The organism is Pseudomonas sp. TREG-RG-20F-10-E-6-01, from assembly GCF_022662455.1.
Taxonomy (GTDB): Bacteria; Pseudomonadota; Gammaproteobacteria; order Pseudomonadales; family Pseudomonadaceae; genus Aquipseudomonas.
Genome location: NZ_JAKNQP010000007.1, coordinates 125,386 through 137,183 on the forward strand (window position 1 = coordinate 125,386; position 11,798 = coordinate 137,183).

Sequence of the window (11,798 nt, forward strand, 5' to 3'; positions counted from 1 at the left end):
AGCCGATGAAGCGTTTCTATGTGATCCTGGTCCTGGCAATTGCAATCGCCCTGGCGCTGGGCGTGGGCATTTCCAAGCACACCGGCTACGTGCTGATTACCTATCCCCATCTGCTGCATTACGAGTCGAGCCTGTGGGCGACGCTGGTGGCCGTGTTTGCCGTCGGCCTGGCGATCTATCTGATCCGTGTGTTGCTGAGCCTGCTCAGCACCTCCGGTGGCGTGGTCAACCCATGGTCGCGACGTAACCGCAGTCGCCGGGTACAAATTGCGATCGAGCAGGGCCAGATGGACCTCGCTGAAGGCCGCTGGGCCAGTGCCGAACGCCACCTGCACCGCGCCGCCGAAGCGGAGCGCCAGCCATTGTTGTACTACCTTGGCGCGGCACGTGCGGCCAATGAGCAGGGCCGTTATGAAGAGTCCGACGGTTTGCTGGAGCGCGCTCTGGAGCGCCAGCCTCAGGCTGAGCTGGCGGTTGCCTTGAGCCATGCGCAATTGCAGATGGACCGTGGCGATACAGAAGGCGCACTGGTGACCTTGCAGGCGATGCACGAGCGTCATCCGCACAACCCGCAGGTGTTGCGCCAGTTGCAGCGTCTGCATCAGCAGCGGGGCGATTGGTCTTCAGTGATTCGCTTGTTGCCGGAGCTGCGAAAAGACAAAGTCCTTCCCGCCAGCGAGCTGGCCGAGCTGGAGCGTCGCGCCTGGGGTGAAAACCTCGGGCTGGCGGCCCAGCGTGAAGAGCAGGGCGAAGCAGGCTTGCAGTCTCTTGATCGGGCGTGGGAGCAACTCACTTCCGCCCAGCGCCAGGAGCCACAGCTGGTTCTGGCTTACGCCGAGCAACTGCGCCGGCTGGGTGCCGACGCCAAGGCTGAGGAGGTGCTGCGCAGCGCCATCAAACGCGGCTATGACAGCCACTTGATCCGGCTTTATGGTTTGTTGCGAGGCGCTGATTCGGCCCGACAATTGAAGTTTGCCGAAGGCTGGCTCAAGGACCACCCGGGTGATGCCAGCTTGTTGCTGACCCTGGGCCGCCTGTGCCTGCAAAACAGTTTATGGGGCAAGGCGCGCGATTACCTTGAAAGCAGCCTGCAGGTGCAACGCAACCCTGAGGCCTGCGCTGAGCTGGCACGGCTGTTGGCCCAATTGGGTGACACCGAGCGCAGCAACCAGCTGTTCCAGGAGGGGCTGGGGCTGCTTGACAGTCGCTTGCTGGCCTCGCCGTTGCCCATGCCCGCGCGCGTCTGAAGTAGGAAAGAGGGCGAAGGTTGGCTCGGATGTTTCTGAGAGCCAACCTTCGTTAGCCTGTAAATACTGGGTCTAAAGCGCTACGTAGTAAATTCCTACTGATAGCTGCTTAAAGTCATCCAGGGTCTGACGAGATATCCCTATGCTCTCGCGGAATTGCCTGCTCTAACGAGTATTGAAAGGGGTCAGGCCTTTCCTCTACCGTGACGGCCTATCTCTTGCGGTACGGATAACAATGTCTTTGGCCCCTTCACGCTCCTTGTTTTTCCTGGCGTTCATGGCTGGTGTGCTGACGTTGGGCGCGTCGTTTTATCTCGAGTACGGCGCGCTGCTACGCCCGTGTTTCCTTTGCCAGCTGCAACGTATCTTTCTGGCAGCCTTCACGCTGATCAATCTGGTCGCGGCGATTCATAATCCAAAGCGCTCTGCGGTTTACCTCTACGGGTTTGCCAGCATGGGCTGCGCATTGCTCGGCGCTATCACTGCCGTACGCCAGGTGCTGCTACAAAATGCCGCACCGGAGCAGACCACCGATTGCTGGCCAAGCCTGCACTACATGATTGAAAACCTGTCGCTGTGGCAAGCACTGCAATTGACCGTCAAAGGCACTGTCGATTGCGTTGAGATCAACTGGACACTGTTCGACCTCAGCGTTCCCGAATGGAGCTTGCTGTTCTTTTTGGCCATGCTGATGCTGGGCATCCTGCAGTTTTCACGGTCGTTGTTAAGTCGCAGATGGGGCGTCGCAAGGCCTTGAAAGTGTGTCGCGGGTCGTAGGACGGGATTAAACACTTGTATGAACTTTCTCTCCTGCGTACCTTGAAGCCATAGTCATGCGGGCATAATCTGGCCCGCACGCATTATCGAAACCGTTTGCCAAATGCGGCCTTGTCCGGCTGCTGCTTTTATCCTTGAGTGTTGCGCGGGCACAGGCGGCAGCGCCCCCTATAGGGAAGAGAGATCATCATGCTGGAAAGTTGTCAGAATGCTCAGGAACGCTGGGGTGGGGTGCACAAGCTGATCGACAGCTGGTTGAAGGCACGTCACGAACTGGTTCGGGCCTTTGATGCTCTCGGCGCCAAGCCCGAAGCATTGGGTGAGAATCGCGAGCCGCTGCAAGACTTTTGCGCTGTGTTGGTGGACTACGTGTCTGCTGGACATTTCGGCGTCTACGAACAACTGACCAAAGAGGCGGAAGCCTTTGATGATCAGCGTGGTCTGGACTTGGCCGAGACCATCTACCCGCGCATCGATGTCATTACGGAAAAACTGCTGGTGTTCACTGAATTGTGCGATGCCGGCAAATGCGTTGCCGAAAAATTCAAAGAGCTTGGCGGGCTATTGCACGAACGTTTCGAGCTGGAAGATTGCCTGATCGAAGTGTTGCACAACGCTCACAAAGAAGAGGCCGCTACCCAGGCCTGAGCCTTGGCGGCGAGACAAAAAACGGTGCGCATGGCGCACCGTTTTTTATTGGGTCAGTGGCGAGTACCGAGCAATTCGATCTCGAACACCAGCGGCGTATAAGCGGGGATCAACTCGCCAGCACCGTCGGCGCCATAGGCTTGGGCGGATGGGATCACCAGACGCCATTTCGCGCCGACCGGCATCTGTTGCAGCGCGCTGCTCCAACCGCTGATCACACTGTCCAGGCGAAACCATTGCGGTTGTGTGCTCTGATCGAAGACAGTCCCATCGGGCAACTGCCCTACGTATTTCACTTGCACCTCATCACTGGCCAACGGCTTGCTGCCGGTGCCAGGTGTCAGCTCCGTGAGCAGGATGCCATTCGATAACTCACGCACGCCGGCTGCTGCTTTTTCCTTGGATAAAAATTGCTGTTCGGCAGCGAGTGCTTTTTCACTTTGCGGCGCCTCAGCCTCGGCCGCGCTCTGTGCTTCGTGCTCGGCGAGGATCTGCTCGATACGTGCATTGTCCAGCGCCAGTGGTTTGCCCTGATAGGCTTGTTTAAGGCCATCGATCAACGCCTGAATCTGCAGGTCGGGCACTTCCTGGCGCAGTCGTTCGCCGAGGCTGGCGCCCAGGCTGTAAGCAAGGTCGTGCGGGTCTTGGGCAGTAGTTTTTGACGGCGATTGTTCTGCCGCATGGGTCATGGAAACCACCAAGCCAAGCAATAAAAAAAGGTAACGCGACATGGTTATTCTCCCGCCGAAAGTGCGACGGATTATGCCAGTGTGAGTGCGCAAAAAGTGCCGTGGTTTTTCGTTATATCGATAAGAATTTTCCTACGGTGCAACGCAAGGCAAACGATACTGTCAACATGCCCTAGCGGCGGTAAGAGCAGAGGGCTAGTATGAGCCGCACCCACGTCAGCCAGGAGGTAAACCATGTCGGCCAAACAGAAGCCTGTAAATACCCCGTTGCATTTACTCCAACAACTTTCGGGCAGCTTGCTCGAACATCTGGAAAGCGCGTGTTCCCAAGCCTTGGCTGATGCAGAAAAACTGCTCGCCAAATTGGAAAAACAACGCGGTAAAGCGCAAGAAAAGCTGCACAAATCCCGTACCAAACTGCAAGACGCCGCCACTGCCGGCAAGGCCAAGGCACAAGCCAAAGCCAAAGACGCCGTTAAGGAACTTGAGGATCTGCTGGACGCCCTCAAGGATCGCCAAGCTGAAACCCGCACCTACATTTCCCAACTCAAACGCGATGCTCAGGAAAGCCTGAAACTGGCCCAGGGCGTTGGTCGTGTGAAAGAAGCCGTGGCTAAAGCACTGGGCGCTCGCACGCCAGCAAAAGCCGTTGCGTCGAAGGCTTCGACTAAGACAGCGTCCAAATCCGCTGCTGCCAAGCCAGCTGCCAAAACTGCTGCTGCAAAACCAGCTGCCAAGCCAGCCGCTAAAACTGCTGCTGCAAAACCAGCCGCCAAGCCAGCCGCTAAAACTGCTGCTGCAAAACCAGCCGCCAAGCCAGCCGCTAAAACCGCTGCTGCAAAACCAGCCGCCAAGCCAGCCGCTAAAACTGCTGCTGCAAAACCAGCCGCCAAGCCAGCCGCTAAAACTGCTGCTGCAAAACCGGCCGCCAAGCCAGCCGCTAAAACTGCTGCTGCAAAACCGGCCGCCAAGCCAGCCGCTAAAACTGCTGCTGCAAAACCAGCCGCCAAGCCAGCCGCTAAAACTGCTGCTGCAAAACCAGCCGCCAAGCCAGCCGCTAAAACTGCTGCTGCAAAACCAGCCGCCAAGCCAGCCGCTAAAACTGCTGCTGCAAAACCAGCTGCCAAGCCAGCCGCTAAAACGGCTGCTGCAAAACCAGCCGCCAAGCCTGCCGCTAAGACTGCTGCTGCAAAACCAGCCGTCAAGCCAGCCGCTAAACCCGCTGCTGCAAAACCGGCGGCCAAGCCAGCTGCCAAACCGGCTGCTGCAAAACCAGCTGCAAAGCCAGCCGCCAAGCCTGCACCGGCCAAGCCAGCAACCCCGGCAGCTCCGGCTGCAACCCCGGCAGCGTCCACCGCTCCAACTGCGCCGGCCAGCAGCACGCCTGCACCGGCAGCGCCAAGCACCACCCCAACCAGCGCTTCCTAAGTGCTGGTGGCCTCGACGCGCAGCGACTGCAGCGCGTCGTGGTCAAGGTTGGCGGCTCCGGTCGCCAAGCCTTCAAGCCATCTCGATTGACCCCCTTTCTCGCCAGTCGGCCATGTTTGCGCCAGCACTTGCAGGCGCGTCAGCAACTGCCGTTCAGCTTCCAGCTCCAGGGCCTTGACCCGTTCGCGTAGCGCCGCCAATTGCGCATCCTGCTGCGCCATGGCTCGCCACTGCACGCGTACCTGTCGCAAGGGTTCGACCACGTCTTGCTGCCACGGCTGCGCAATCTGGCGCAACGCCTGCATGCGTTCGGCGGTCGGTGCAACACCGCGCTGCTCCAGCCAGGCGCCGCAGAGCAACAGGCACACATCCGCGCCTTGTGCCTGCAAGCGCAAGCAAGCAGCTTCAATGCCCGGGTGGGCATACGTCGAGAGGGCAAAGCTCCACAGGTCAGCGCACATATTCACACCCAAGCCAGCGGCCAACGAAGCTGGTAGACTCCGCCGCCATTATGATCCGACTTCAAAGCCTAACATTACAGCGTGGCCCGCAACGTCTTCTTGAAGACGCCGAGCTGACCCTGCACGCCGGTCACAAAGCCGGCCTGATCGGTGCCAACGGCGCCGGCAAATCCACGTTGTTCGCCCTGTTGCTCGGTGAGCTGACCCCGGATTCCGGGAACTGCCTGCTGCCGGCCGACTGGCGCATCGCCCATATGCGTCAGGAGATCGACACCCTGGACCGCATCGCGATCGACTACGTGCTCGATGGCGACCTGCGCCTGCGCCAGGTGCAACACGACCTGGCCGAGGCCGAGAAAGCCCAGGACGGCGCCGCCCAGGCCCGCCTGCACTCGGAACTCGACAGTGCCGATGGCTACACGGCCGACGCTCGCGCCCGCAAGATGCTGGCCGGCCTGGGTTTTACCAATGAACAGATGGACCGCCCGGTCGCCGACTTCTCCGGCGGCTGGCGCATGCGCCTGAACCTGGCCCAGGCGCTGATGTGCCCGTCCGACCTGCTGCTGCTCGACGAACCGACCAACCACTTGGACCTCGATGCGATCCTGTGGCTGGAGGATTTCCTCAAGAGCTACCCGGGCACCTTGCTGCTGATTTCCCACGACCGGGATTTCCTCGACGCCGTGGTCGACAATATCGCCCACGTCGAACAGAAGAAAATCACGCTCTACCGTGGCGGCTACACCGCATTCGAGCGCGCCCGCGCCGAACGCCTGGCTCAGCAGCAGCAAGCCTTCGAGAAGCAGCAAGCGCAACGTGCGCACATGGAAAGCTACATCGCCCGGTTCAAGGCCCAGGCCACCAAGGCCCGTCAGGCCCAGAGCCGGATCAAGGCGTTGGAGCGCATGGAAGAGCTGTCGGCGGCCCACGTCGATTCGCCGTTCGATTTCGTGTTCCGTGAGTCGGTGAAGATCTCCAGCCCATTGTTGGACCTCTCGGATGCACGCCTGGGTTATGGCGACAAAACCATTCTGGAGAAGGTCAAGCTGCAGCTCACGCCGGGCGCGCGTATCGGTTTGCTCGGTCCCAACGGCGCAGGCAAGTCGACGCTGATCAAGAACCTGTCGGGTGAACTGCAACCCCTGGCCGGCCGCCTGACGCGTGGCGAGAACCTGGTGGTGGGCTACTTCGCTCAGCATCAGCTGGACTCCCTCGATTCCAAAGCCAGCCCGTTGTTGCACCTGCAGCGCCTGGCGCCGACCGAACGTGAGCAAACCTTGCGTGATTTTCTGGGTGGCTTCGACTTCCGTGGCGCACGCATCGATGAGCCGGTGTTGAATTTCTCCGGCGGCGAAAAAGCCCGCCTGGCCTTGGCCCTGATCGCCTGGGACCGGCCAAACCTGCTGCTGCTCGACGAACCGACCAACCACCTGGACCTGGAAATGCGCCTGGCGCTGACCATGGCCCTGCAGGAATTCAGTGGTGCGGTACTGGTGGTGTCTCACGATCGCCACTTGCTCAAGAGCACCACCGATAACTTCCTGCTGGTGGCTGACGGCAAAGTCGAAGAGTTCGACGGCGACCTGGACGACTACGCGCGTTGGCTGACGGACTACCGTCTGCGCAACGCGCCGGCCAGCACCACGCCGGTCAACCCGGACAAGACCGACAAGAAGGCCCAGCGCCAGGCCGCCGCCGCCCTGCGTCAGCAGCTGGCGCCGCACAAGCGCGAAGCCGACAAGCTGGAAGCCGAGCTGGGCAAGGTGCACGAGCGCCTGGCCAAGATCGAAACCAGCCTGGGCGACAGCGCCGTGTACGAGGCGGCGCGCAAGGACGAGTTGCGCGACTTGTTGGCCGAACAAGCCAAACTCAAGGTGCGTGAAGGCCAGTTGGAGGAAACCTGGATGGAAGCCCTCGAACTGCTGGAAACCCTGCAAGCGGAGCTGGAGGCGCTGTCCTGATGGAAGCGCTGCAATTGCCATTGCCGACGCAGTGGGTCGAACCGGTCTGGATCGGTGTGCAAATCCTGCTGATCCTGCTGGCGGGTTATCTCGCCCAGCGTTTCGTCGCCAAGGGTTTGAATCGTCTGGGGGAGCGTTACCCGTTCCCGCCACAACTGCTGATGCCCCTGCGTGGCGGCCTGCGCTGGCTGATCATGGGCAGCGCGTTGATCTTCGTGCTGGGCCGTCTCGGCGTGTCAGCCACGGTGCTGTGGACGGCGCTGTCGGGGTTTGTCGCGGTGGCCGCCGTGGCGTTTTTCGCCATGTGGTCGGTGCTGTCCAACCTGCTGTGCGCGATCTTGATTTTCACCGTCGGGCCGTTCCGTCTGGGTGACATTGTCGAGTTGGTGGATACCGTCGACAAACCGGGCGTCAAAGGCCGGGTCGTGGCGATCAACCTGCTCTACACCACGCTGATCGAAGTGCAGGACGCCGGCACCGACAGTGCGATGGTGCAAGTGCCTAACAGCTTGTTCTTCCAGCGCTCGGTGCGGCGTTGGCCAGGCACCCATGTGTTCCCTGGCGACCGCTAGTATTTACATCCTGTAAAAATATCTAGCCAGCCTTTGCTCGGCGGAGTTAGTTTTAGGCTCAATCGCTAACTCTCCCTCTGAGGTGTGTAATGGCACTCGACACATGGCTGGCCTTTTTTGTGGCCAGCTGGATTATTTCCCTGTCCCCCGGCGCTGGCGCCATCGCGTCGATGTCCAGCGGCCTGCAATACGGTTTCCTGCGCGGCTATTGGAATGCCATTGGCCTGCAACTGGGCCTGGCGATGCAGATTGCCGTGGTCGCGGGCGGCCTGGGCGCCATTCTGGCGGCGTCCTCGAACGCGTTTTATGCGATCAAATGGTTTGGCGTGGCGTACCTGGTGTACCTCGCGGTCAAGCAATGGCGCGCGCTGCCCATGGACATGAGCGAAGATTCGGCCATACGCCCGATCGGCAAGCCGCTGGCGATGATGTTCCGTGGCTTCCTGGTCAATGCCAGCAACCCCAAGGCCCTGGTGTTCATGCTGGCGGTGCTGCCGCAGTTTGTGAACCCGCAGGCGCCACTGCTGATCCAGTACCTGATCCTGGGCGCGACCATGATCAGCGTCGATATGATCGTGATGGCGGGCTATACGGGGCTGGCGTCGAAGGTCTTGCGCCTGCTGCGCACGCCTAGACAGCAAAAACGCATGAACCGCACCTTTGCCGGGTTGTTTGTGGGGGCTGCGGGTTTCCTGGCCAGCTTGCATCGCGCAACGACCTGAGGCTGACAAAACCGGCTAAAAATGTGGGAGCTGGCTTGCCTGCGATAGCATCACCAAGGTGTAACTGATACACCGCGGTGCCTGCATCGCTGGCAAGCCAGCTCCCACATTTGTTTTGTGTTGCGTGTGCAATCGCAGCTTCAGCGCAGAATCTTCGGCGCTTCATCCCTGGGCAGGTTGTTGCGCAGCGCAGGCTTGCCGGGGTCTTGATACCCGCCGCCCAGTTGCTCTGCCAGTTGCCTGGCCACATCCTCACCCAAGGCTTTCGACACGTCCCTTACCACCCGCGGCCGGTTCAGGCTCACGCGCACATCACGGCTGTTCACCAGCTTGGTGTCCTGGCCTTCGCCCATCGCGGTAAACGCCGAGGTGATCTCGAAGGTGCGCGTGTTGATCAGGCTGAAATCCGCCACCAGCGTCAGGCCCAGCACGGCCGAGTAGCTGTTGGTGTGGTCCAGGGCGTTGATGTCCTGGGTGAAGTCGATGTCTGACAGGGTGCCGAACAGCACGTAGTCGGCGCCCTTGAAGTTGCCGGCCTTGATGCGCTTGATCACGTCATACACATCGCCCTTGGCGTCGGCGGTGTAAGGCGTGCCCTGTACCAGTTGGAACTGGTGCGACTTGAGAATCTCGCCCTTGATATCTCCGCTGAATTTACGCAGCTCGGCCTGTTCGATGTAGCTGGTGCGGCTCTCATACTCGCTGTAGCTCGACGCACCGCTGGCCTGATAGGCGCTGGCCTGGAAATTGTTGCTGGCCGAGACCGCGTGGATGTACTCCTCGACGCGCGCCTCGTAGGCAAGGTCAGTCACCGCGATCTTCGGGGCGGCCGAGGCGCCAAAGGCGCACAGCAGGCCGATCATGCCGATCCATGCACGCATTGCTCAGCGCTCCGTGGTTTTGCGGATTTCTTTCTCGTCCATCCATTCGGCCAGGCCGCTCTCGACGTCGATCAGCTGCAGGCTGAATTTGTAGAAGACGTCTTTGTAGTCCGAGCTGCGCTTGACGATGGAGCTGATGGAGCCTTCCAGGCGGTACTTGGCGGCGACCATATTGCCGGTCTTGCTGACGGTGGCTTTTTTGTACAGGCCGCTCTGGTTTTGCAGCTTGAGCTGGTCAACCTGGCTTTGCATATCGGTGTTGTCGCTGGCGAAGCGCGCAGTGCCGGTCTTCATCAGCTGGGTCTTGATCGACGTGGTGATCTCACGGGTGTCGATGTACTCGCTGGTCTTGTTCTTCACGTCATACACCTGCACGACCGGGCGGCCCTGCAAGATGCCAGACTGGGCCAGGGAGCGGGTCATGCTTTCGGCGATCATCTGCAGGTCGGTCGAGCCGAACTCGTTGGTGACCAATTCCACGGCCTTAGAGTCGCCGTAGCTGATGTTCTTGCCGCCAAGGACCGGCGAGGTGTTGGAGCAACCGCTGGCCAGCAGGGCAACCACGGCGAGAATCGAGACGCGTGCAAACATGGGGAAATCTCTCTGAAAACTGATAGGTGAAGGCTTCAAGGCGTTTTCACTTCAAGACGAAAGTCTGCCGCCTGAGGCAGGTTGGCGATGGCCGGCAAGAACGTGGCCTGGTTGGCGTACAGGTTCAGCACTTTCCAGGTGTCTTCATCGCCCACCGGGAAACCGTCGGCGCCCAGCCAGGCAAAGCGGTAATACATCATCTGGTTGCTGCTGGTGATGTTGCTCAGCTGCACCTTGGCCGTGAGAAAGCCATTTTCACGGGCCACACGAATGGCACCGACGGCGATGCCTTTGAACGTGCCCATCACCACGATTTTGCTGGCGGCGCTGCCAGGCTCCGGCGGCGGCGGGGTGGCGCAGCCGGCGAGCAGGACCAGCGCCAGGGCGCCGAGAATGAAATGACGCATAGCGTGCTCCTTAAGGTTGTTTGAGGGCGATGGCCTGGTTGGCAGCACTCGGCACCACGTGGGCCGCGAGGCCACCGGCGAATACCTGGTTGCCGACCACGCGCAGGGTGATCACCTGATAGCGCTGGTCGGCCTTGACCGTCACCAGCGTGCCGCCCAGGGCGTTGGGCAGGCTGACCTGGTGGTCGCCGTGCTTGAGGCGCAGTCGCGTCACTTGGGTCAGGTCCGGCAGCGTGCGCCAGGTGCGCGTGTCGGCGCCTTCGGTCACGGCCGAGGCGATGCCCAGCACCAGGCCCGCCATGGGGTTGGTCTTGTTCAGGTTGTTCTGCGCCACGCCACGGCTGACCGCACGCACGGTGGTGCGCAGAATGATCCCCGGCATGTCGTCACGCAGCGCGCGGCGCGACATGGCCGTGGTGCTGTTGAGTGCGGTGAGGTTCTGTTGCTTGCCGTCCACGCCGATCTGGGCAAAGGTCGCGGTGGAGTTGTCGGCCTTGATCACCGGGAACGACAGCGGGGTGATCACCAGGTTGCCATTGATCGGGATCGGCAATGGCAGGCGGATCGAATCACGCGCCGGTGCCAGGCCGCTCTGGACCACGATCAGCACGTCGGTCTCATCGGCGCCGACCTTGGACTTGTCCAGCTCAAGCAACGCCTGCTCCAGCAGCGGCGTGTTGGGGCGCAGTTCGGCGGCCTTGCGGTAGCCGGGCGCAGCCAGGTCTTTTTCGCCTAGGGCTTCGTAGACAAAGCCTGCCAGGTAATGGCTGAACGCACTCTGGTAGCTGTTTTTCAGGCCGACCACTTCCGGCGCGTCCAGTGCTTCCACCGGGTAGCCGCGCAAGTCTTTGATCTGAGTGGTGACGCCTTGGCGCTCGGCTTCGTTTTCGCGCTTGAGGTATTCCTTGTCGCGCAGGTCGGCGATCACCGCTTCGCGTTCGTGGGTCTTCTTGATCTCGGTGCGGGCACCGTCGAAGTCGTTCACGGCCAGCAGGTTCAAGGCCATCTGGGTGGTGAGCATGACTTTTTCGTAGTCATAACCTTCGTAGCGACGCACTTTGTCGTTGACCAGGAAACTGCCGAACTGGGCGAGGTACTTTTCGCTGTCGAATTTGACTGACTCTTCCCACTTGTAGACTTGCAGGTCGGCGCTGCGCCAGGCGGTCTGGCTGCCGGTGAGGTCGCCCTTGGCGCGCAACAGCTCGCCCTTTTCGAAGAAATAGAGCAGGTCTTTGTCGTCGCCGGTATTGTTTTTTTCCAGCAGGGTCAGGGCACCGTCGACATTGCCGGTGGCCAACTGTTGGTTGGTGGCTTGCAGCTCAGTGTCGTAGCTGCGAAACATCGAACAACCGGACAGCAAGGTCACCGCCGCGAGTGCGAGCGGGGTTAGGGCGCGAAATGCCATACAAACTTC

At 60.6% G+C, this 11,798-nt stretch carries 13 protein-coding genes; 7 read left to right on the top strand and 6 right to left on the bottom strand.

Features of this window, described 5'->3' with window-relative positions:
• Positions 1-5: 5 nt before the first annotated feature.
• From L8K08_RS20475 to rsd, 3 genes are all read left to right on the top strand, one after another.
• Positions 6-1,247 (top strand): heme biosynthesis protein HemY, encoded by a 1,242-nt coding sequence (locus L8K08_RS20475; protein ID WP_242199641.1) that lies wholly within the window; start codon positions 6-8, stop codon positions 1,245-1,247.
• 235 nt (positions 1,248-1,482) lie between these two features.
• Positions 1,483-2,004, top strand: a complete 522-nt coding sequence (locus tag L8K08_RS20480; protein ID WP_242199642.1) for a disulfide bond formation protein B — start codon at positions 1,483-1,485, stop codon at positions 2,002-2,004.
• A gap of 209 nt (positions 2,005-2,213) precedes the next feature.
• Complete coding sequence (gene rsd, locus L8K08_RS20485) at positions 2,214-2,672, top strand: sigma D regulator (RefSeq protein WP_106575814.1); 459 nt, start codon at positions 2,214-2,216, stop codon at positions 2,670-2,672.
• Between the two features lie 53 nt (positions 2,673-2,725).
• On the opposite strand, the gene L8K08_RS20490 is transcribed toward rsd, so the two are convergent.
• Positions 2,726-3,403 carry an FKBP-type peptidyl-prolyl cis-trans isomerase gene (locus L8K08_RS20490; protein WP_242199644.1) on the bottom strand — a complete coding sequence of 226 codons (678 nt, stop codon included), beginning with the start codon at positions 3,401-3,403 and terminating at the stop codon, positions 2,726-2,728.
• A 192-nt stretch (positions 3,404-3,595) separates the two neighbouring features.
• Here L8K08_RS20490 and L8K08_RS20495 point away from each other — a divergent pair, with 192 nt between their 5' ends.
• Positions 3,596-4,789 (top strand): AlgP family protein, encoded by a 1,194-nt coding sequence (locus L8K08_RS20495; protein ID WP_242199646.1) that lies wholly within the window; start codon positions 3,596-3,598, stop codon positions 4,787-4,789.
• On the opposite strand, the gene L8K08_RS20500 is transcribed toward L8K08_RS20495, so the two are convergent.
• A complete protein-coding gene (locus tag L8K08_RS20500; RefSeq protein ID WP_242199647.1) occupies positions 4,786-5,250 on the bottom strand; it encodes a TIGR02444 family protein in 465 nt (154 codons plus the stop codon). The genes L8K08_RS20495 and L8K08_RS20500 overlap by 4 nt on opposite strands.
• 50 nt (positions 5,251-5,300) lie before the next feature.
• Here L8K08_RS20500 and L8K08_RS20505 point away from each other — a divergent pair, with 50 nt between their 5' ends.
• The 3 genes from L8K08_RS20505 to L8K08_RS20515 all read left to right on the top strand — a co-directional run bounded on the left by L8K08_RS20505 (position 5,301) and on the right by L8K08_RS20515 (position 8,505).
• Complete coding sequence (locus L8K08_RS20505) at positions 5,301-7,211, top strand: ATP-binding cassette domain-containing protein (RefSeq protein ID WP_242199648.1); 1,911 nt, start codon at positions 5,301-5,303, stop codon at positions 7,209-7,211.
• Positions 7,211-7,783, top strand: coding sequence for a mechanosensitive ion channel family protein (locus L8K08_RS20510; protein ID WP_145158036.1), 573 nt, complete (start codon positions 7,211-7,213; stop codon positions 7,781-7,783). The genes L8K08_RS20505 and L8K08_RS20510 overlap by 1 nt, the downstream gene beginning before the upstream one ends.
• An 89-nt stretch (positions 7,784-7,872) precedes the next feature.
• Positions 7,873-8,505 (top strand): LysE family transporter, encoded by a 633-nt coding sequence (locus tag L8K08_RS20515; protein ID WP_242199649.1) that lies wholly within the window; start codon positions 7,873-7,875, stop codon positions 8,503-8,505.
• Positions 8,506-8,645: 140 nt separating this feature from the next.
• On the opposite strand, the gene L8K08_RS20520 is transcribed toward L8K08_RS20515, so the two are convergent.
• From L8K08_RS20520 to L8K08_RS20535, 4 genes are read right to left on the bottom strand one after another with little or no spacing between them, the layout of a single operon-like run.
• Complete coding sequence (locus L8K08_RS20520; protein WP_145158030.1) at positions 8,646-9,386, bottom strand: penicillin-binding protein activator LpoB; 741 nt, start codon at positions 9,384-9,386, stop codon at positions 8,646-8,648.
• A 3-nt stretch (positions 9,387-9,389) separates the two neighbouring features.
• Positions 9,390-9,977, bottom strand: coding sequence for a penicillin-binding protein activator LpoB (lpoB, locus tag L8K08_RS20525; RefSeq protein WP_106575805.1), 588 nt, complete (start codon positions 9,975-9,977; stop codon positions 9,390-9,392).
• Positions 9,978-10,012: 35 nt separating this feature from the next.
• Positions 10,013-10,384, bottom strand: a complete 372-nt coding sequence (locus L8K08_RS20530) for a YcfL family protein (RefSeq protein WP_242199650.1) — start codon at positions 10,382-10,384, stop codon at positions 10,013-10,015.
• 10 nt (positions 10,385-10,394) lie between these two features.
• Entirely contained in the window at positions 10,395-11,789 is a 1,395-nt protein-coding gene (locus L8K08_RS20535; RefSeq protein ID WP_242199652.1) for a hypothetical protein, read from the bottom strand.
• Positions 11,790-11,798: the final 9 nt, after the last annotated feature.

Bases quoted from the DNA above. Each gene is read 5' to 3' on its own strand.
- L8K08_RS20510 (WP_145158036.1), top strand. From the start codon at position 7,211: ATGGAAGCGCTGCAATTGCCATTGCCGACGCAGTGGGTCGAACCGGTC.
- L8K08_RS20520 (WP_145158030.1), bottom strand. From the start codon at position 9,386: ATGCGTGCATGGATCGGCATGATCGGCCTGCTGTGCGCCTTTGGCGCC.
- L8K08_RS20505 (WP_242199648.1), top strand. From the start codon at position 5,301: ATGATCCGACTTCAAAGCCTAACATTACAGCGTGGCCCGCAACGTCTT.
- L8K08_RS20480 (WP_242199642.1), top strand. From the start codon at position 1,483: ATGTCTTTGGCCCCTTCACGCTCCTTGTTTTTCCTGGCGTTCATGGCT.
- L8K08_RS20515 (WP_242199649.1), top strand. From the start codon at position 7,873: ATGGCACTCGACACATGGCTGGCCTTTTTTGTGGCCAGCTGGATTATT.
- L8K08_RS20475 (WP_242199641.1), top strand. From the start codon at position 6: ATGAAGCGTTTCTATGTGATCCTGGTCCTGGCAATTGCAATCGCCCTG.
- rsd (WP_106575814.1), top strand. From the start codon at position 2,214: ATGCTGGAAAGTTGTCAGAATGCTCAGGAACGCTGGGGTGGGGTGCAC.
- L8K08_RS20500 (WP_242199647.1), bottom strand. From the start codon at position 5,250: ATGTGCGCTGACCTGTGGAGCTTTGCCCTCTCGACGTATGCCCACCCG.
- L8K08_RS20490 (WP_242199644.1), bottom strand. From the start codon at position 3,403: ATGTCGCGTTACCTTTTTTTATTGCTTGGCTTGGTGGTTTCCATGACC.
- lpoB (WP_106575805.1), bottom strand. From the start codon at position 9,977: ATGTTTGCACGCGTCTCGATTCTCGCCGTGGTTGCCCTGCTGGCCAGC.
- L8K08_RS20495 (WP_242199646.1), top strand. From the start codon at position 3,596: ATGTCGGCCAAACAGAAGCCTGTAAATACCCCGTTGCATTTACTCCAA.
- L8K08_RS20530 (WP_242199650.1), bottom strand. From the start codon at position 10,384: ATGCGTCATTTCATTCTCGGCGCCCTGGCGCTGGTCCTGCTCGCCGGC.
- L8K08_RS20535 (WP_242199652.1), bottom strand. From the start codon at position 11,789: ATGGCATTTCGCGCCCTAACCCCGCTCGCACTCGCGGCGGTGACCTTG.